The 19819-nt window shown below is 37.5% G+C and carries 26 protein-coding genes and 2 tRNA genes; 21 read left to right on the plus strand and 7 right to left on the minus strand.

The features are described from left to right. Nucleotides 1-175 precede the first annotated feature (175 nt). A tRNA-Asn gene (locus EAI83_RS13005) sits at nt 176-248 on the plus strand. A gap of 36 nt (nt 249-284) precedes the next feature. Then, nucleotides 285-356, plus strand: a tRNA-Cys gene (locus EAI83_RS13010). A gap of 345 nt (nt 357-701) precedes the next feature. Here EAI83_RS13010 and EAI83_RS13015 read toward each other — a convergent pair. After that, a complete protein-coding gene (locus EAI83_RS13015; RefSeq protein WP_059085258.1) occupies nt 702-1916 on the minus strand; it encodes a site-specific integrase in 1215 nt (404 codons plus the stop codon). A 98-nt stretch (nt 1917-2014) separates the two neighbouring features. Beyond that, entirely contained in the window at nt 2015-2215 is a 201-nt protein-coding gene (locus EAI83_RS13020) for a helix-turn-helix domain-containing protein (RefSeq protein WP_243148421.1), read from the minus strand. Nucleotides 2216-2948: 733 nt separating this feature from the next. Here EAI83_RS13020 and EAI83_RS13025 point away from each other — a divergent pair. The 19 genes from EAI83_RS13025 (at nt 2949) to EAI83_RS13095 (ending at nt 15767) form a co-directional block, all read left to right on the plus strand. Continuing rightward, entirely contained in the window at nt 2949-4091 is a 1143-nt protein-coding gene (locus EAI83_RS13025) for a transposase (protein WP_129975654.1), read from the plus strand. 12 nt (nt 4092-4103) lie between these two features. Beyond that, on the plus strand, nt 4104-5141 hold the full coding sequence (locus EAI83_RS13030) for a YqaJ viral recombinase family nuclease (protein ID WP_129975656.1): 1038 nt from the start codon (nt 4104-4106) through the stop codon (nt 5139-5141). Further along, nucleotides 5141-5542 (plus strand): DUF7768 domain-containing protein, encoded by a 402-nt coding sequence (locus tag EAI83_RS13035; RefSeq protein ID WP_005342229.1) that lies wholly within the window; start codon nt 5141-5143, stop codon nt 5540-5542. The genes EAI83_RS13030 and EAI83_RS13035 overlap by 1 nt, the downstream gene beginning before the upstream one ends. Next, entirely contained in the window at nt 5520-7763 is a 2244-nt protein-coding gene (recD2, locus tag EAI83_RS13040) for an SF1B family DNA helicase RecD2 (protein ID WP_129975658.1), read from the plus strand. The genes EAI83_RS13035 and recD2 overlap by 23 nt, the downstream gene beginning before the upstream one ends. Before the next feature lie 285 nt (nt 7764-8048). Next, on the plus strand, nt 8049-9155 hold the full coding sequence (locus EAI83_RS13050) for a radical SAM/SPASM domain-containing protein (protein ID WP_117843956.1): 1107 nt from the start codon (nt 8049-8051) through the stop codon (nt 9153-9155). After that, on the plus strand, nt 9145-9462 hold the full coding sequence (locus tag EAI83_RS13055) for a hypothetical protein (RefSeq protein ID WP_243113501.1): 318 nt from the start codon (nt 9145-9147) through the stop codon (nt 9460-9462). The genes EAI83_RS13050 and EAI83_RS13055 overlap by 11 nt, the downstream gene beginning before the upstream one ends. A gap of 28 nt (nt 9463-9490) precedes the next feature. Continuing rightward, nucleotides 9491-9655 carry a hypothetical protein gene (locus EAI83_RS17305; RefSeq protein ID WP_161206375.1) on the plus strand — a complete coding sequence of 55 codons (165 nt, stop codon included), beginning with the start codon at nt 9491-9493 and terminating at the stop codon, nt 9653-9655. A gap of 84 nt (nt 9656-9739) precedes the next feature. Next, nucleotides 9740-9883: a hypothetical protein gene (locus EAI83_RS17310; RefSeq protein ID WP_161206376.1), complete on the plus strand. Its 144-nt coding sequence runs from the start codon at nt 9740-9742 to the stop codon at nt 9881-9883. A 23-nt stretch (nt 9884-9906) separates the two neighbouring features. After that, entirely contained in the window at nt 9907-10047 is a 141-nt protein-coding gene (locus EAI83_RS17315; RefSeq protein ID WP_165852526.1) for a hypothetical protein, read from the plus strand. A 17-nt stretch (nt 10048-10064) separates the two neighbouring features. Further along, the gene (locus EAI83_RS17320) at nt 10065-10214 is read left to right on the plus strand and encodes a hypothetical protein (RefSeq protein WP_161206377.1); all 150 of its coding nucleotides are present in this window, start codon (nt 10065-10067) and stop codon (nt 10212-10214) included. A gap of 106 nt (nt 10215-10320) precedes the next feature. Continuing rightward, nucleotides 10321-11019 (plus strand): ABC transporter ATP-binding protein, encoded by a 699-nt coding sequence (locus EAI83_RS13060; protein ID WP_118309293.1) that lies wholly within the window; start codon nt 10321-10323, stop codon nt 11017-11019. Then, nucleotides 11000-11224 (plus strand): hypothetical protein, encoded by a 225-nt coding sequence (locus EAI83_RS17325; RefSeq protein WP_192926492.1) that lies wholly within the window; start codon nt 11000-11002, stop codon nt 11222-11224. The genes EAI83_RS13060 and EAI83_RS17325 overlap by 20 nt, the downstream gene beginning before the upstream one ends. Further along, the gene (locus EAI83_RS13065; protein WP_243113502.1) at nt 11221-11505 is read left to right on the plus strand and encodes a hypothetical protein; all 285 of its coding nucleotides are present in this window, start codon (nt 11221-11223) and stop codon (nt 11503-11505) included. Before EAI83_RS17325 ends, EAI83_RS13065 begins: the two co-directional genes overlap by 4 nt. 48 nt (nt 11506-11553) lie before the next feature. Further along, entirely contained in the window at nt 11554-11775 is a 222-nt protein-coding gene (locus tag EAI83_RS13070; protein WP_004842190.1) for a DUF5348 domain-containing protein, read from the plus strand. 92 nt (nt 11776-11867) lie between these two features. Then, nucleotides 11868-12086, plus strand: a complete 219-nt coding sequence (locus EAI83_RS13075; RefSeq protein WP_227752271.1) for a hypothetical protein — start codon at nt 11868-11870, stop codon at nt 12084-12086. Continuing rightward, nucleotides 12076-12771 (plus strand): hypothetical protein, encoded by a 696-nt coding sequence (locus EAI83_RS13080; protein WP_129975660.1) that lies wholly within the window; start codon nt 12076-12078, stop codon nt 12769-12771. The genes EAI83_RS13075 and EAI83_RS13080 overlap by 11 nt, the downstream gene beginning before the upstream one ends. Nucleotides 12772-13015: 244 nt before the next feature. Continuing rightward, entirely contained in the window at nt 13016-13786 is a 771-nt protein-coding gene (locus EAI83_RS13085; RefSeq protein WP_117457421.1) for a DUF6577 family protein, read from the plus strand. Between the two features lie 3 nt (nt 13787-13789). After that, nucleotides 13790-15010 carry a nucleotidyl transferase AbiEii/AbiGii toxin family protein gene (locus EAI83_RS13090; protein ID WP_118338885.1) on the plus strand — a complete coding sequence of 407 codons (1221 nt, stop codon included), beginning with the start codon at nt 13790-13792 and terminating at the stop codon, nt 15008-15010. A 1-nt stretch (nt 15011) separates the two neighbouring features. After that, on the plus strand, nt 15012-15767 hold the full coding sequence (locus tag EAI83_RS13095; RefSeq protein WP_117942297.1) for a metallophosphoesterase: 756 nt from the start codon (nt 15012-15014) through the stop codon (nt 15765-15767). Here EAI83_RS13095 and EAI83_RS13100 read toward each other — a convergent pair. The 5 genes from EAI83_RS13100 to EAI83_RS13120 all read right to left on the minus strand — a co-directional run bounded on the left by EAI83_RS13100 (nt 15695) and on the right by EAI83_RS13120 (nt 19798). Beyond that, nucleotides 15695-16420: a YkgJ family cysteine cluster protein gene (locus EAI83_RS13100; RefSeq protein ID WP_129975662.1), complete on the minus strand. Its 726-nt coding sequence runs from the start codon at nt 16418-16420 to the stop codon at nt 15695-15697. The two genes, EAI83_RS13095 and EAI83_RS13100, sit on opposite strands and share 73 nt — an antisense overlap. 40 nt (nt 16421-16460) lie before the next feature. Beyond that, entirely contained in the window at nt 16461-17207 is a 747-nt protein-coding gene (locus EAI83_RS17615) for an LPD11 domain-containing protein (protein ID WP_243113504.1), read from the minus strand. Between the two features lie 196 nt (nt 17208-17403). Next, nucleotides 17404-18762, minus strand: a complete 1359-nt coding sequence (locus EAI83_RS13110) for an ATP-binding protein (RefSeq protein WP_055151578.1) — start codon at nt 18760-18762, stop codon at nt 17404-17406. An 87-nt stretch (nt 18763-18849) separates the two neighbouring features. Continuing rightward, nucleotides 18850-19311 (minus strand): NADAR family protein, encoded by a 462-nt coding sequence (locus EAI83_RS13115; RefSeq protein WP_118624269.1) that lies wholly within the window; start codon nt 19309-19311, stop codon nt 18850-18852. Nucleotides 19312-19369: 58 nt separating this feature from the next. Further along, complete coding sequence (locus EAI83_RS13120; protein WP_118624267.1) at nt 19370-19798, minus strand: hypothetical protein; 429 nt, start codon at nt 19796-19798, stop codon at nt 19370-19372. Between the last annotated feature and the right edge of the window lie 21 nt (nt 19799-19819).

The raw sequence follows: 19819 nt of genomic DNA on the forward strand, positions 1-19819 counted from the left end.
CGAGGTAGATAGGGCAGAGGTGGAAGTGTGGTAACACATGGAGCTGACTGTTACTAATCGGGTGAGGGCTTGACCAAGAAACGCAGGTTAAGAATTGATTCAAAGAGTTTGATTAACGATCAACAAGCATGTATGTAGTTTTTAAGGTACAAACCTTAATTAAATATTTAAGTAATCCTCCTTAGCTCAGTCGGTAGAGCATGCGGCTGTTAACCGCAGTGTCGTTGGTTCGAGTCCAACAGGGGGAGCTACAAACCCAATAATTGTGCAAAATAACTAAATATGGCGCAGTAGCCAAGTGGTAAGGCAATGGTCTGCAACACCAGTATTCACCGGTTCAAATCCGGTCTGCGCCTCTTAAAAAGCCCAGAAAATCAAGGTTTTCGAGGCTTTTTCTTTTTTCAAAATCCTATAATTCTGTCTAAAAAAATAAGGTGGCAAAATTATAGGAAAGAAAAAGTTCACAATTTTTTCTACAAGTCCTTTTTTCCATAATCCAATTCCCTTTTTTAAAAAATTAATTCTAAAATATAAGTTTTCATGCTTTAATATTTATAGATATGTCCGCCAAAAACCGTTAAAAACCTTATAAAATCAAGTAAAATCGTTTCGTAAGGTGGACGATAAGGTGGAAGAATTTTGCTTGTTACAGCCTGTGCCATCATACTGTAGACAACCATTACCTCTGTTAAGCGGAAGATTTATGCAATCATAGCATCAATTAAACTTACCTTACGTTCACTGTCTGTATGAACATAAGTACGCATGATCACCTCATAGTTATCGCCAATGATTTCAGCAGCTTCCTTTATTTCTCCCATATTGTGAGTCTGTCGGATCAGATTTGTTGCAAAAGTGTGCCGTAGTGCATGAAGATTATATTCTGGAATCTCAGCACGCTTACAAATTTTCTTTAGCGTATTGGCTAAATTTTGGATTGTAGGGCTGACACCATTTTGCGTAGATAATATCAAATCTGGAAAAACCCGATTTTTATCGTATAGCTCCATCATACATGATAGTGAAAATTCAGCTTCCTTGTTTAATGGAATAGTCCGTAAACTATTTGGGTATTTTGGAGGAGTCAAAATCATTTTAGTCTTTTTTTTGGAACCGGCCTCTCTGTTTTTAACCCTGCTAAGAGTATGTGTGATTTTAATGCCACGCCGTCCTAAAAAGGGCACGATAGAAGATTGACCTAATGCAAGCAATTCACCACCACGTAAACCTGTGTTTAAAAGGAATACAATGGCAGGACCATATCTATACAAATAGCGTTCATTTTTATTTGGACTGGGTTCCATTGCAATTTCTTTTATGATCTGCTCATGTTCTGGTGGGATGATTGAGATTTCCTTTGTTTCTACAGGAAGAACGGATTCTTCCGGCATTATCACCCGATTTAAAATATCAGAAAAGTTTTTTGGCAGTTCGCCGAGAGAAATTGCTGTTTTAATCATTGCAGACCAAAATAAGTAAATTTTCTTTAATGATGAATAACTCAGGATTTCCTTTTTGGCATTAATCGTTGCTGTAATATCATCAGCAGTCAGATTAGAAAATGTTTTGCTAAAAGCATCAGTATCTTTTAAATGATTTTCGTATGTTTTTTCTAATCGGTCCAGACTGGTTTGTTTGAATTTGCCAGCTTCAACCATGAGACTTTTGCGGAATAAGTATTTGTTCGCATAGTCCTGTACTTTGATGTTTGAAGTAATTGCGTCTTGTATTGCGACTTTTATCTTCCAGTCATCTAATAATGCTTTCGCTTCTCCTTTGGTAGGAGCATTAAACTCCTTGTCCGGTAGCCCTTTTTTTCTATATCGGGCAGTCCATCCTCCTCTCTTATTTGGAAATAGTGATCCATCCCCTTTGGATCTTCTTTTTTGTTGTGTACCTTTCGTTGTTCTCGCCATGAATAGTTCCCTTTCTTTAATGAGATATTCATGCCAAATCAGGTATAAGGTCTATTTTAATATAGCCAAGCCTGATTGACAATAACTTTCTAAAGGGCCTAAAAGAATATTTGCTTTCCTATGTTTTTCTTGAGAAACTCCTGAATAGAAGCTGGTGAAGTAAAATATTGCCGCCCAACTTTTGTAACTGGAAGAATTCCACTGTCAAGAAGTTCCCTGGTTTTTGTTTTTCCAATGCCGAGCATGGATGCTATCTCCTGAACGGAGTATGCTTTAAAGAGATTGTCTGTTTCACTCAATATAATCACCTCTATAAATTAGATTAATGAAAGAGTAGACATATCAGGAAACCGTTTCCTATGCCATGTTTCATGCACGTATGAGGTGTTACTATGTAATCATCAAGCTGCAGGCGTGCATTTATGCGACACTATCTGCAGCACCTATATACATTTCCTGATAAGGTATAAAATTATCAAGGTACAATAGCGTAAGACTTGGTTTTGTCTTAACAATTTCATTAAGTAATTAACTGAGATTTTTTCAGATTGAACAGATTATGTACTTTTTATTAAAAATTTTTCTATAAACTTGAAAAAGAGAGGTGGGATACGTGATATTTCAATATTTTAATTGGAGTCATATATGCAAAGCATAGTATTTAAGAACATACAATATATTGTGCATGAAGATTGACATATACTATATCATGTGCTACTATACTGCTATAGTTAATTTTATGCGTACCCATAGGGGGAGTTTTGGATTTGTATAAATCCGAAGACTCAAGGAGAGCAGTAAGGCTGCTTATTCCGCATAAGTTGTTTATGATTGTATAAAGTGTCACTATCTGTCCTTATGGGGCAATAGCGGCACTTTTGTTTTTTCGGTAATATTATCAGGGATATGAGAATGGATAGCGAAGGAATACTTCTCTTTTCATTCTTTTTTTATGCCCAAATGAAAGGCAGAATTGCCACAATCAGCTTTGGCTGTTTATGGATAAATAAATTTAAGAAAGGTGGTACACACATGAAAGAAACAAAGATTTATGCAGATGAGTTTTGCACTACATTTGCAAGCACAACGGAGATGCTGGAATTTCTGGCTGAGAGGGCAAAGCAGTCCAAGTGGATTCGAAAGCCTACCAGGATGCTAAAACTGGTTCCATTGGAAAAGGAGGCAGAAACCATTGAAGAAGCCTGTGAAAAAGAATTGGAAGGAATAGTAGAGGATACAGAAAAGAATACCCAGTTGGTATTAAAAGTGAACAAGGATTTTTATCCGGTTCGTGACTGTGCTATCCATACAATTCTGAAAAGAGCCGGCATTAATGGAACAGGATTAAAGAAACTGGAGAAAGCTACTTATGCAAAGATAGTAAACTACTGTCTTCAGGTAGCGAAAGGAGATGCCTTAATCAAGGTGGCAGATGGAAAAGTATCTGCAGTACATGGCGGTGATGATCACGATTACTGTGTACTGGATATGCAGACAATCTTCAATATGACAAGTGATTATCTGAAAGCACATTTTAAGGGAAGTACGTATCTGGAGGGATCTGGAAGTTTTGACCATTCCATCGTGTCTGCTATGTGGACTTTAGGAGGAAATCAGGAACTTTTGGATACTTATCACCAGGCTTTGGAGGATCATGGAATTGAGGATAAGAGCCTTGCTCCTGCACTGCGCCTGACTACTTCTGATGTAGCAGTAAGTGGTGTGAATCTGTATCCCATGATGCTCTCACAAACCAGTAATCGTGTCATTAGCCTGGGCAGTCCTATCAAACTGTCACATGATAGAGGGGCAACCTTACAGGATTTCCGGAATAATCTGGACAAAATATTTTCCCGTTATCAGGAAGCAGTTAAAGGAATTGTTGGTTTGATGGATATAGATATCCAAAACCCTGTAAACTGTCTGCATCTGATTATGAAGGAACTCAAAATCAATCAGAAAATCCGAAACGAAGTAGTAGAGCTTTTTGTGGGACAATATGGGGAAGAACCATGCACAGCTCATGATCTTTATTTTGCCATGCACGAAGCTGCATTCTTTGCTGCTTGTGAAGGATTTTCTGCACCACGGATTTTAAAATTGGAAGAAGATATTGCAAAAACACTGGCCTTTGACTGGAAAGGGTTTGATGTATATGGAACGATTAAATTATAAGGAGGAAATGAGATGAATACAGCATTAAATTATCAGCCGGAAGTTCTTGTAGATACAGCAGATTTGAGCCGGGAAGATTGGTTGGATTACCGGCGTCTTGGTATTGGCGGAAGCGATGCAGCGGCAATCATGGGTTTATCCCCATTTGCGACAATCAGGGATTTGTATTTCGATAAAATTGGTGTTACGCCAGTAATCGAAGAAGAGGAAGAAAACTGGGTAGCGAAAGAAGTGGGACACCGCCTGGAAGATTTGGTTGCCATGATTTTTGCCAAGAAGACTGGACTTGAAGTTTTCCCTGTACGAAAAATGTTCCGGCATCCGCTATATCCGTTTATGTTAGCGGATGTGGATTACTTTATCCGTTTTCCAGATGGCAGCATTGGGATTTTGGAATGTAAAACCTGTAATTACAATGCAAAAGACAAATGGGCAGATGATGGGATTCCTGAAAACTATGTTTTGCAGGTTCGTCATTATCTTGCAGTCATGAATATGAATAAGGCATATATTGCTTGCCTTTATGGAAACAATGAAAATGAATTTATTTATCGGTGTCTGGAACGGGATAGAATGGAGGAAGAAGAACTCATTGACCAGGAGAAATACTTCTGGGAAGAATATGTGGAGAAGAAAATAGAACCACCGTATTCCGGAAAGCCAGATCTCATTTTGGCTAGTATCCGGAAATATAATGGTTACGCAGACAAATCAATTCCTGAAATCAGCATATCTAGCTTGGAATCACGCAGTCTTGAAAAATATCTCAAATTATCTGAAGAAAAATCCCAATTGGAAAAAAGAAAAAAGGAGATTGAAGCGGAACAACGTGCATTGAGCGTACCGTTTGTCGAGCTTCTTGGACAAGGGTGTAAGGCAGTGATCGAGGATGGGAGTTTCCGTTACCAGATTACTTATAATCCTACGATACGCACCCAGATTGGAAAAGAAAATATGGAGAAACTGAAAAATCAGCATCCGGATATCTACGAAGAATACACAAGCACTACAGAAAGCAGGATTTTCCGGATTAAAAAGGAGGTTGCATAATGTTACAAGGAAAAAAGGCATATATCTGTTCTCCGCTGTCTGCCCCGAATCCAGAGGGAGTGCAGCATAATATGGAATTGGCAAAATACTATCTCATGCAAATGAAAAGGCTGTATCATTGCCGTACTTTTGCTTCACATGCTCATCTTCCGTTAATGTTGGATGACCGTATCCCAGAAGAGCGTGAGACTGCAATGCAGATTGGAGCTTTGATGCTGGATTTATGTGAAGTATTAATTATTTGTGGCTCCTGCATTAGCGAAGGAATGAGAAGAGAGATTCAGACAGCATTCGAGAAAGGAAAGGACGTTTATTGGTATGATTCCAAGATGAAACCAGGCGAATTGATGAAAGTAGAGAACTGGAGGAGTATAGACGATGAGGTGCAAATATATACGTAAGATTTTTCAAAATGAGGAAAACGGATATACGGTTGCATTATTTTCCACGCTGGATCATGAGGTTCCTCTTTCTGCCAGAGATAAATTTTGGGCAGACAAAAAAATCATTGCGTTTACTGCAAAAGGATATGACCTGCCTCTTACGGATGAAATCGAAATAGAAATGGAAGGCGAGTGGGAGACAAATTCCCATGGAACACAATACAAGGTAGAAACTTTTTTGGAAGTTGTACCTAGAACAAGGGAAGGTATCTTAGGATACCTTTCTTGTGGTTCTTTAAAAGGAATTGGTCCCAAAACGGCAGAACGGATTGTCAATCGTTTTGGTCTGGATACCTTGGAGGTAATGGAAAAGTATCCACAGGAATTATTAAAGATTCAGGGGATATCTCAGAAAAAACTGGACCGTATTGTGGATTCTTTTGGAAAAAACAAAGTATTCCGGGAATTGATGACTTTTTTATCACCGTTTCATGTTACGCCTAAAAAAGCAAATATGATTCTTCAGAAGTTTCGGGATCAATCCGTAGAAATCATTCGGAAGCAGCCTTATATACTCTGCTCAGTCAAAGGGTTTGGTTTTCTCACTGTGGATGCCATTGCAAGGCAGTGCTGTGCTGCAACAAATGATCCTATGCGTATTTCCGGATGCGTCAGCTATGTGCTGCGGGAAGCCATGAAGCAGAACGGACATTTATATCTGGAGCAGGAAATTCTGGTAAAAGATGCATTGAAGGTTCTGAATAAAGAACCGGATCTTCAGCCGGTGACGGAAACAGAGATTTTAAAAGTGTTATATCGTCTGGTCATGCAGGACAGTATCGTGGTAGAAGAGAATAGGGTTTACATTACCCAACAGCATCAGGAAGAAGAGGATACAGCCTCTATGATTGCAAGAAAATTGCATGAGCGAATTCCAGTTCTTACGATTGAAAAGGAACTGGAGGAAGCGCAGGAGGATTTAAACATAACATTATCCGAACAGCAGAAAGAAGCAGTACGTATGGTTTTTGCAAACCCGATCAGCATTATTACTGGAGGACCTGGAACCGGAAAAACAACGGTTTTGAAGATCATCTTGTATATCTATCAGAAAAAATGCGGGAATGAAGTAAAACTGATGGCACCGACTGGACGTGCCGCAAGGCGAATGGCAGAGAGTACCGGAAGTGGAGATGCAACTACGATGCACATGGCACTGGGGCTTTTTGGTGATGGTGATTATGAAGCACTTATAGATGAATTGTCCGCAGATTTTATTAATGTGGATGAGGTATCTATGGTAGATATGCACCTTGCCTATGAATTTTTTTACAAGGTAAAAGCAGGAGCCAGAGTGCTTTTGGTAGGAGATGTCCACCAGCTTCCTTCTGTAGGAGCAGGAGATGTGTTCCGGCAGCTTATCTTGTGCGGGAAAATACCGGTTACTGTTTTAAATCTGGTATATCGCCAGGGGAAGGACAGCAACATCCCCATAAATGCTCAACTTATCAATGAAGGAAAGACAAACCTGCAATGGGGGGATGATTTCCAGATGGTCGAATGTTCAGGAGCAGATGCGGCGGCACAAATTGTTAAAAATATCTATCTCAAGGAAATTCAGATGTATGGTATGGAGCAAGTACAGATACTCTCTCCATATAAAGTGAGAAGTGCAGCCGGTGTCTTGGAACTGAACCGCAGTCTGCAGGACGAGGTAAATCCCCCTGTATCCGGAAAAAGGGAGCTTCATCTTGGCGGTGAGATATTTCGGGAAGGTGACAGAATCCTTCAAAACAAGAATACAGAGTTTGCCAGTAACGGAGATTTGGGTACATTGGTACAGATTGCTGAAGATGAGGACAATAACCCTTTGGTTCAAATCGTATTTACAGATGGCCGCAGGGTGAAGTATGAGGCAGAGCAGGTGGAAATGATTGAACATGCAAACGCCATAACCATACACAAAAGCCAAGGAAGCGAGTGCCAGGTGGTCATCATTCCGTGGTTAAAAGCTTTTTATACCATGCTGAAGCGGAACATCTTTTATACGGGAATCACCAGGGCAAAACAGCGTGTTTATATTGTTGGGGAATGGAAAGCCGTTTGTCAGGCAATCCACACAGATGATACGGGAACCAGAAAGACGATGCTGGCAGTAAAAATACAACAGTATTGTGAACGGTATCAGAGACAGGAAAACAGACGGATCCCTGCAACAATTTGCAACCGGGCTGTGTAAAAAAATAGCAAAATAGTTCAATGTTGAGAATTGGCAGGTTATTACTTTATGAAGGGATGTCCTGCCGGTTCCAAAGAAAGGAGCAGGCAATCCGGTGCTATTTATTGATCACAACAATTATCAGGAAATATGTGAGTATAAAGAGAGAATCAGGGTATATGCCATGGAAAATCCGAAGACAGAAATTATTTTGCGATATCCCTTATTTAATATGGTGGAAAGATTGGATTTCCAGAAGAAAACAAATAGAAATTTGAACCAATTTACAGTTTAGGAGGCAGGAAAATGTATACATTGTCATTAGAGATCATAAATAAGTGCAATTTGAATTGTACTTACTGCTATCTGGGCGAGAAGAAAAATACATACATGAGTTTAGAAACGGCTCAAAAGGCAATCGATATTGCTGTGCATGAAGCAAATAAACAGCATGATCGGACACTTATGGTTTACTTTATTGGAGGGGAACCCCTTATGGCATTTAATCTGATGAAAGATGTGGTAGATTATGCGAAGAAAAAATGCCAGGAAACAAACTTAATATGCAAGTTCAGTACTACGATAAATGGAACGTTAGTTACAGATGAAGTAATTGATTTTTTTGTGGAAAATACATTTGAGGTGAAGGTGAGTTTAGATGGTCCTGAGTATGTTCAGAATTTGAACAGGAGAGATTATGCAGGAACCGGAAGCTTTGAAAAAATTATGAAGAACCTTCCGTTATTGAGAAAATATGAGCAGGAAACAGGAAATCAGATTTCGGTAGCCAGTGTTGTGACAAGTAATAACTATCAATATTATGCAGAAAGTTTCCAGTTTTTGCTTGATTTAGGAATTAAAAAATTAGAGTCGGGAATTGATTATTATTGCTCCTGGAGTGATGAGCAGATACAGGGATTACGAGAACAGATAGAGAAGGTATTTGGTTTATATAAAGCACATATACAAAAAAATCAAGAAGTAATCTTTTGGAATCTTTGGGAACAATATCTGAAATCTTTCCTGATTCCATGTCCATTTTACGCATGTAAGGCAGGTTTGACAACTTGCTATGTAACAACGGATGGTGGGATTTATACTTGTGCGGAACTTCCAGAATTTAAAATCGGTTCTGTAGAAGCCGGGTTGGATGTTCCGAGGATTCGAGAGATTATTTACCTAGAGGATCAAGAGGATACAATGTGTAAAAAATGTCAATACATTAGACATTGTAAAACAAGAGGCTGTCAGGTGGCAAATTATGAAATTCACCAAAATGTATATCAACCTATAAAAGTGAATTGTGAAGTGACGAAGTGGATGTACCATCTGATTCAAACAAACTTAACTGAAAAACAGCTTGAAAAGCTGAAACAAGAATATGAAAGGAGATATTTACGTCATGGAAAGTAAGATGAATGAGTTTATTAAGATAACTGAGGGAGAAAAAGTGGCTTTAATTGATCCGGTAGGAAAAGTCTGCCTGGGGGTAAGTAAAAGATTTGCAGACAATTTAGATAAACCAGAGTTTCAGGAAAAGTTATTCCCTGTATGGGAGCAGCAAACTGAATTTGTAAAAGAAATAGAGAAGAATCATGAGAAAATCAATACGGTATATTTGATGGTAACCAGGAAATGTAATATGAATTGTGATTTTTGTGCGATCAGTGCAAACGACAAGCTTCGTCCAGAAAAAGAATTTAAGCTGGAGGATATGTGATTACCGCTATATATGTGGTGGACGTTGTATGGCATCAGAAGAACCTTATGATTACCGGTGCATTTTCTTAAAAGCAGTATTAAATTATGTGCTGTTTTACTATGATGCTAAAGAAAACAGAAAGAAAAATTTAGAAATCTATATTGAGTATATGGAGAAGGTAAAGAGAAAATGGGAGGGAGAAGCCAACTAGGAAGAAAAAAGAGCAATTTAAACAAGAAATATAGATAAAAGGTGTGTGCAAGCGTATAAATATAGGCATAAGGAGGTGAGTTCTATGGAAGAATTCAATGCAGAAAGAAAATCCTCAGAACTTAGCAAAGAGGAAGTAAGTATTTATACGAATGACTGTGGTGTGACAAGGTATAATTGCGTAACAGATTGTTTTGGGGTATTAGCTTTAATTACAGAAGAGGAGTAATTTCGGAAAGGAGACAGTAGACTATGAACGAATTAAAAGAAAAAGAAGCTCAGGAATTATCAAAAGAAGAAATCAATGTTTATGCAGCAGGCTGTGGAGAAATCCAGAATCATTGTAAAAATGACTGCTTTGGTGGCGGATCTTTTCTGAATCCGGATTATTAAATAGGAGGATGGTTGTCATGGAAGAAAAGAGAATCGAAGTAACTGAAAATGAAGAGTTATTAAAAGAAGAAGTTGACATTTATGAATGGCCAGACTGCGATATCGTTCGTAAGAAATGTGAAAATGATTGTATCGGTGGCGGCGCTTTTTTAAATACAACTAAGTAATACATACAAAAATATGGAAGGCTATTCGAGAAAACAAAATCGAGTAGCCTTTCATTGATATATAGATAGATATGAATTAAAAAAAGATTTAAAAGGAGAAATAATTATGAAAGTATTGGAAGCAAGAAATATAAAAAAATATTATGGAAAGGAACCTAATATAACAAAGGCATTGGATGGAGTAGATTTTAGTGTTGAAAAGGGAGAATTTGTAGCTATTGTTGGTACATCAGGAAGTGGTAAATCTACCTTATTGAATATGTTGGGAGGATTGGATGTACCTACCTATGGGGAAATTAAAATCCAAGGAAAAAAATTGTCAGACTTAAATGATGAGCAGCTCACAATCTTTCGAAGAAGGAATATAGGCTTTATTTTTCAAAACTATAACTTACTCCCCATGTTAAATGTTTATGAGAATATAGTTTTGCCAATTGAATTAGATGGGCAGGAAGTTGATCAGATATTTTTGAACGAAATTATTAATATGCTCGGTTTAAAGGAGAAACTGAAAAGTATGCCGAATATGTTATCTGGCGGACAGCAGCAGCGTGTTGCGATTGCAAGAGCCTTGATTACGAAGCCGGCAATTATACTTGCGGATGAACCTACAGGAAATCTTGACAGCAAGACGAGTCGGGATGTACTGGAATTGATTCAAAGTACGAGTAGAAAATTTGAGCAAAGTGTTGTGATGATTACTCATAATGAGCACATTGCAGATTTAGCACAACGAATAGTGAGGATTGAAGATGGAAAATTTTTGAAAACTGGAGTTGGTGAAAATGAGAAAATCAGGGAATAAAAAAGCAATAAAAAATATTGTACAGAGAAATCTTCAGTCTGAAAAGCGAAGAAATGTTATGTTAATGATTTCTATAGCACTAGCATCATTTTTGATATGTTTTTCAGGACTTATTGCGACTTCACTGCTGGAAGTGAAGAAAAAACAGATTCAGGATACATACGAAGCAGTATATATGAATGTTTCAGAACAATCAATAATATGATGATTGAACTCTATGCATCCATGGCACAGGCAGAGATGGAGAAAAAGGAGAAGCGACAAAAGGAAGGTATGGAGGCAAAAAGGCTTCGGGGTGAATGGGATGAAGTAGGAAGACCACGGGCTATAGAACAGGAAAAGTTTAACCAGGAATTTATGAGGGTGGTACAAAAGAAGGTAACACCAACACAACTGCAGCGGGAGTTGGGGTTAACTTCTTCTACCTATTATCGGTATCGGAAAAACTTTTATGAAAATTTTCCGGAATTTCTTCAATCTGTATAGGTATGAGGTAATTACTAAGTAAAAGAAAAATTTAAGGAGGCAGATGTTATGAGTGAACACAGAGAAGGAACATTGTTTTATGATACTGAAACAGGGAGGTATGATATACGTTTTGATTTGGAATCTTTTTATGGAGGACTACATTGCGGGGAATGTTTCGATGTAAAGGTGAAAGATGTTTGGGTTCCGGTCCGAATTGAAATGGGAGATGACTGGTATCTGGTTGGACTGAACGTGTCGAGATTAGATGGACTGAGAGTACGTATGTAAATAGGAGGATAAGCCTGATGAGGGGAAGCGCAATGAGAGAAAGTGTTACGGATGTTCGCATTATACTGGAATGCTTACAGGAAGCATATCAAATGGAAGGAGATATGGTACGGTCCGGGAAAAATATTCATGCGACTATGATATATCCATTTGTCCGTATGCTGCAAGAAAAGTGTAGGGATTTAACAGAGGAACAGATACATAAGACACTTTGGAAAGAATATGAGATTTCAGGGGCAGACAGGATGTTTGTGGAGAGGGCTTCAAAGATTTTAGAGCCATACGAGGGAGAATCTGAAGATGAGAAATAGTACAATGGAATATAAAGTAAATCAAGCCTATGAAGAACTAAAGCGTTTAATGCAGTGGAATCCGAATAGTGAAGAAAAATTTTTACAGAAAATGGTATGTTTATTGTTACCTGGACAAAGAAAATGTTGGCCAGAGGCTATCCGTGATTTGAGGCAATCTTTTGAAGCTGAGCAGTGGATGATATTTGTTGAAAAATACAGAGGAAAACTGGAATGGCTGAATAGCATATCTTTGGCAGAACTACAAAGAAAGATAGGAGAAATTTTTTTTGTTGATCATTACAAGATGATAGCAGATCAATTCCTATATAAAAAGGATTTTGAAACTTCCTTATTTTTGAGAATTGCAATGGAAACAGGGATAAGAAGTGCAGATATTCCATGTATAGAATGGTCCTGTATGCATGGAAAAACTATTATTTTGGAAGAAACCAAAAGAGGAGATTTGTACAAAAAACTTAATGGAACGTTTCCTAAGATTTCAACTCAGTCGTTACGGATTATGAAGTTATTGCACAGGAAGCAAGGGAAAATATTCACAAAATCAAACGAGTACTATGTTCGCAAAATTTCTTGTGCTTGGGGAATGCCTGGGTTTCGTATCCATAGTTTTCGGGATTATAGGAGAAAGATAGAAATGGGAATTACAGCAGGAGTACAAGTTCCAAGGATCATTCCATTATAAAGAATAGGCTGGATTGGAAAACGTTATAGGATGCTATATGAGCTGCTGTTGCAGTTCTAGTGAGTTTCAATAAAAATACGCAAATATAGTATTTGCGTATTTTTTATTGAAATTACAAATATATTTGCAAATAGATTGAATTATAAATAAAAACAATAAAATAAACGCAAATATAAACTTTGCGTTTATTTTATTGTTTTTATAGGTGCTATGTGATATACTACGAAAAGAAAGTAGGTGTAGTATGAATAGCAAAACAGCATTAGAAAAAAAATACGAGATAATCAAACAAAATCTTGGGAATCAAACTACCTTTTATACAGATGAAGTAATTCCCCTTTTCCCGGAGTTAAAAAAGTCTACTTTATATTGGAATCTTTCTAAATTAGTAGAGGCGGGTTACATTAAGAGAGTGCGAAACGGTGTATTTTCCTTCAATGATTTGAAAGGCAGACAGGGAATTATTTTATGTGAAACAGCCCAAAAATTGAAAAATTACATGGATGAGCTGGGATTTTATTATTATATATCCGGTTTGGATATTTTGGCAAAATATATGTTACACATACCAGAACAATATCCTGTCATTGCATTTATTGAAAAAGCAGCAAAAGAGGAAATATATAACAATTTATTAGCAGAAGGATTTGAGGTGATAGAACCACAATACACGAAAAAAATGTATGAAGATGCTATGTTTTCAGGTAGCCATAATATGCAGGTGATTTTATACACAACGGAGGATTTTCAGTACAGTAGTGAAGGTCTGGCAAGTATAGAGAAGGCTTTTGCAGATCTTTATTTTGCAATAACGAGAAACGGATATCCACTATCATTGCAAGAATTGGTAAGAATTTATCAGAATCTCAGCAGATTGGGAAATATAGATAAAAAGAAGCTGATAACAGTAGCATCAAGAAGGAATATACAATATGATATTCGCTTTATCGTTGAAAATCGGTTTATTACAGATTCGGCAATAGAGTTTGGAAAAATACTTAGAAGGGAAGAATAAAATTTGGATTACAAAAAGTTATTTCATAAAGAGGAAGCATTTCAGAGAGAAACCTTTCAGAAGAGAATGGAAGAATTTGGGTTTAAAAATATGGCGAGAATGGAACTGTTTTTATGGGATCTTGAATTATTCTTGCATATTCAGAAAATACTAGGAGATAAAATAATATTGAAAGGTGGTGCAGCCACGCAGTTTTATCTGCCAAGGGATGCTCAAAGAACAAGTGTAGACATTGATATGTTATTTTTTGGAACAGAAGAGGAAATAAAGAAAACATTGAGGAAAATCGAAGAATATTTGGGGACAGAAGACGAATTGTTTTACTTTCATAAACATAGCCCTAAGAATCCGAAAACAAATCTTCCATTACATACATATTACACGAAAGTTCCTTCTGTACTATCCAATGCAGAACGTAATATGGAGAGAGAGAGTATTCCCTATCAGGAATTAAAAATAGAATTTATTCTCCAGCCAGAAAAATGGGAATATGAAAGAAGAACGGGAGAAAACATATTTGCGGTAAACAGTTCATGGAACTATCAGATCCTTCCATTGAATTATTTATTTGCGGATAAGCTCACCACATTAGGTTGTAATACGATTGGCGTACAAAATGAAAGGCTGGATGAACAGGTGAAGCAGTTCTATGATATTATGATGTTGTCCAGAAACTGTATATCCGAGATGCAATGCTCTGTTGTGAAAGAAAAGTATTTAAAACGGGCAGAACAAGAATGGAATACAAGGAAGATTACACTGGGGAGCACGCTGGAGGGAAGAGATTATGAACCTAAATATATCGTAGAAGATGTTGAGAAACAGCTTTTGCGTTATCAACAAGCCGATAGCGGTGAAGATGCAGAATTGAAAAAGTTTATTAATGATTTTCATTCGTTATATTTAAACAGGAAAGTGCAGTATGATCCCAAAACGGTTGCCTGCGGAGCATCACTGGTTCGCTTGATGTATGAACTGATGATTTCAGGCATGGGTTGGGATAAAGTAAAACAGGCATTAGAGATTGAAAAAAAATTAGGTATGGAGCATTTATCGGGACCAGAAAAAGGACAAAAAATTCGTGAACTCAGAAATCAGTTTATTCAGGAATTTGGTAAAGATTCGGTAATCCCGGCATCAACTTTGAAAGGGAAAGATTTAAAAAGAGTGTTCTGGGCAATTGTAAATATTGATAATTTAAACAAGATTGAGGGAATGATATAAAATGAGATATTATATTGCAGATTTACATTTCTTTCATGAAAATTTGAATACAAAAATGGATAAACGTGGATTTGCAAATGTAAATGCAATGAATGATTATATGCTGAAACAGTGGAATAGTAAAGTGCGTAATAGGGATGAAGTTGTTATCTTAGGGGATTTATCATGGGGGAAATCTGAAGAAACAAACCAGTTGCTTCAGAAATTGAACGGACGTCTATATCTGATACAGGGAAACCATGACCACTATGTCAAGGATCCAAACTTCGACAGTTCACGCTTTGAGTGGATTAAAATGTATGAGGAACTTAGCGATAATAAGAGAAAAGTGATACTTTGTCATTATCCTATTATGTGTTATAACGGACAGTATAAATTGAATGCAGAAGGAAACCCAAAAACCTATATGTTGTATGGACATGTACACGATACGCAGGATCAGAGATTGCTGGAAAGATTTCAAGGAATCACATCTGAAACAACATTTCTGAATACACAGGGGGAAACACAGCATATTCCATGTAATATGATTAACTGTTTTTGTATGTATTCAAATTATCAGCCGCTTACTTTGGATGAATGGATTGCGTGTGATAAGAACAGGAAACAAAAGAGCTGCCAGAATGTAAAGCGATATGAAAAAGAGCCGTCCAAAACTGGTCGGCTCAAAGTATTTATAGTTGTTTATGATTTCTTAGGAATGTCAACAGTTCCTAGTGTTTCAATTAAGGATAGGATTGCATCTGAATTTTGCTGAAATTGCGTTTGAAAATCTTCTGTAATATCATAGTTCAGATACAGAGTTATCAAAGTAGCATTCCATATTGAAATCATGGTCTTTTCTGATATGTGTTCTTCCAGAAATTGTAGATGTTTGCAGAGTGTTGCCTGTGTTCTTGTCCATGTAAAGAAATAGTCATCTTTTAGTGGAATGTTAAAACTACGAAACCATTCTCGGACGGTATGTGTTTCGATTTCGTCTCCGCACTCAGGATTATTAAAGATATATCCAACAGACAGTTCTTCTGGATTTTTCGGAAAACTATCATCCGCAGAAAGGGTAAGATACCGACCAATCGGAAACATGGCACAGACAGTCGGTTTTACATCATGAACCAAACATTTCTGATCCTTTAATAAAGGGCAGCGTTTGACACTTCCTTGTGGTCTCAGGCGGACTATCGGGAAACGGGAGTTACATCCAATATAAGTTTCACAATATTGTTCCAAGGCTTCCGCTGGTGTAATTTGAAATTTTTTTGCTATGTTAAACAGATCTTTCGGGGATAAGAGAATATCCTCCCGGTGGATGCAGCACTTTCCGCATTGGGTACAGTGAAATGTAAATGTATCATCGAGACCGATTTCTTCATATCCTAATTGTTCTTTTAGTTCTTTTATTGAATTCATAATCATTCTCCTTAAAAAAAATATTTTTATGGCGGTTCTATTATTTTGTGTCTGAACACATTGCTTTTTCGTATTCTAGGATTTGTTTCCATGTCAACCATTCTGGTTTCCCATCATCCGGAAATTCATTCCAGAGTTTTTTCATGGCGGCAATTTGTCTGCTTTCATTGTGATAGTACAGATGTCCAGTACAACGGTTTCCGTAATTCAAGTAATACTCACAGTCGCTTTGTAAACGACTAAGCATCATGTACTGAAATTCATAAGGATTTTTCGGTTTATCTGTTAAAATTCTAAATGGTTTCCGGATAGGCATATCCGGTTCTCCATCAAATTCATTTCCGACTGCAGAGTGCAGATGAGGAATTTCAAAGTCACCAAGTTCTACATCTTTCCACAACTTCCCATATTGATCCTGGTATACCGGGCGAGCCCATTCGTCTGTACCAATATAATGAAGAAGACGAGAGGGTTCTTCTGGAATAGAAATCAGTTCATCCGGGGACATAATCACTTCATCCAAAGCAAGCTCATCCAGTTTTTTTGGCATATTGTAAAGAGAAGAAAAGCGTTCCTCTAGTTTCCGAATGTCTGCTTCAGACTCAGGAAAATCAAAGCAACAGTGAATATCAGGAGTCAGATTGTCGGTTTCTTTATCTTCGCCGGTATGAATTTCCAAAATAACACCTTCCAATCCTGCATAATCGCTGGCATCGGTTGTCCGCACACGTTGTCCAGGTTTGAAGATGACATCTCCCCATTGTAATTCAGTTGTTGTATTGTTCATGTAATTCTTCCTTTCTTGATGGGAATTGGCATTGACAAAAGAGGGAATAGAATAAATCCATACCCCTTGTCCGTAACATCACATCTATGCCAATTCTCATAAATTCATAAATTTTCACTAATTCAGTGCTGTGTTTTTCGTGATCCTTCTAAATAAAAAGAGACCACTCGCAAGTAGTCTCTTCGTAAACATAAATTTAATTAAACTTGTATTGTTCCAATAAATAAATAGGCAGTGTTTCTGTTTTTCCGTCTATCCCTCCTTTGGTTGCCCCTTTTAAATAAAGAAGCTTATCTGCTTTTCCCTGAGCCAGAGCTTTCTGGGCAGTGGAAGCAGTCCCTTTTCCGGCTTTTACTTCTATTAAATATCGGGTGGAAGAAGATAGGCTTTGTGCCACAAAATCAATTTCTCCGCCTCGGTAAGTAGCAAAAGCTGGGGTTTCAAAGGAAATTTCCGGTGGAAAATCCTGGCGTTTCTTCAGGTTGATATAGACATAATTTTCATTTAATGTGCCTGCAAGTACACGGGAATCGGTACCGGTACGTGTCAGATAATAATTTGCCAGCCCCATATCCATGAAGTAGCAGCGGCTTGCAGACTTAAAATCCAGAATGTCCATTTCTGTTATTTTTGCACAGAATCCAATGATTCCAGAAAAGTATAACCAGCTAATGGCACGGTTGCAGGTAGCCTTTGAAATATTACTGGAGTAGTCTTTGGTTACCAGCTTTTGCAATTCTTCGCTGATACTGTCTTCTGAAAATCCTTTCTTTTCACGGTTTAAAATACGGCAGATGGAAAAGAAAATATGAGTAAACACTTTGGTATCCAAAATATCTGTAAAATAGCGAATGGACTCATTGGTAAAGGTATCAATGATTTTTACGAGTTCGCCCTGTGCCTTTACGATATTCCGGTTCTCCAGATAGTTTTCTACCACTTTGGGATAGCCACCAATTTGACAGTACAGATCATAGGTTTCCTTTAAGCGATTATAGACTTCTGCTTCAGAGGAAACAAGAGATATTTTTTTGTAATCGTCATACAGATTCTGATCATAGGCCATCAAAAACTCTTCAAAAGAAAGCGTATAGATGGTGAGTTTGGTGACATCACCGCTGGAATAGCGAAACTCCGGATCATAAATTCTTCCAAGATAACTACCTGTAACGATAAAATGGGCTTTAAACTGTCGGGTGAACTCCCGGATGCGGTTATAAATTTCCGATGATTCCTGAATTTCATCAATAATGATGACGGTATCATCGGAATCAATAAAGTCCGGCTCATATAACTGGAAGGCATCATGGAGAGGATGCTCCCGCCGTTTTGTTCCAGGTGTCCAATTGGTTGCCTGTTTATAACATTCCATAAACTGTTTACCACTTAATTCAAACAGGTTAATATAAATTTTGTGTTTGTAGTTTTCGTCAGCAAATTTCTGTATCAGGTAGGTTTTTCCAACCTGACGGGCTCCACCGACTTCCAGGGTACTATGACCTCCTTCATTTTTCCAATCCAGAAGACGGTCATAGACAAAACGCATCAGATACATAAGCACAAATCCTTTCTTTAAAATCTATCTTCCATTATAGCAAAATATTTGCAGTTCATACAGTGCAAAATTGGATAAATTATTGTTTTAACATTCAAATTGAAGCTTCGCACGTATGTCCATAAGAATTCTGCCTAAATGATTTTCACCATATCCATTTACAGTTCCCCAAAAGGTGTCACCCCATGTATTTTCCTCTACTAACCTACGGTTTCCAGTAGAAAGAAGGAGGCGACAAAGTTCAGGGTTTTGCATGAATTTACACATACAAATTTCATACATACAGCGTATTTTGATTTTATCCCAATCTGGTCGTAGCATCAGGTTGCGTCCAAGCCTCTTTGCATCAGCGGGATTATGCATACAGAATTTACAAAAACGTTGCTGTTCTTTTACAGAGTATGTCTTTTGTGCCTGAAAAGCAGCTTCGCTGTTGGCATAGAGTTGCCCCATGTATGAAATAGATGCCGGATAAAAATTACTGAGAAACGCATAGCGTCCACGAAAACCTAAAATAGCGGGATCTTTTATTGAAATATTTCTTTGCATAACAGAATGTCCTTTCTAACAGTGTGTTCATAGTATTTATCATGTTTCATTTGGAATTTTATCCCCAGAGTTCTCCAGTAATTTCTAAAAGATAATCTTCATAAGGAAAATCCGGTGGGAGCAATCCCTCTAACCGTTGTTGACATTCTTTTATGACATCTTCGAAAGACTCATAGGCTTTTTTAAAAAGAGAAGGTTTTTCTAATAAATCCATAAAATAAAAATGGTCATCAATTTGTGGTTCGATTTCTTCTCCATCACAGATGCGCCAACAACGCAAATAATCGGCAGTGCCGTTGTAGCATATAGCATAATGGTCAAGAAGATAGTCAAAAAATTCGTCATTATCAGATTTCGTAGAAAACATTTCATATAATTCGGGTTTTGTCTTTTCCCATAAGGGGAGTATATACTGTTGCATCAATGTAACGGATTCTTCGGATATAAGAAGTCCATAGCAGTGAAGTATAGAAGTAATTATGCTCATAGAGTCCTCCTGTTTGATGTA

This window comes from Blautia sp. aa_0143 (assembly GCF_004167315.1).
Classification (GTDB): domain Bacteria; phylum Bacillota; class Clostridia; order Lachnospirales; family Lachnospiraceae; genus Blautia_A; species Blautia_A fusiformis.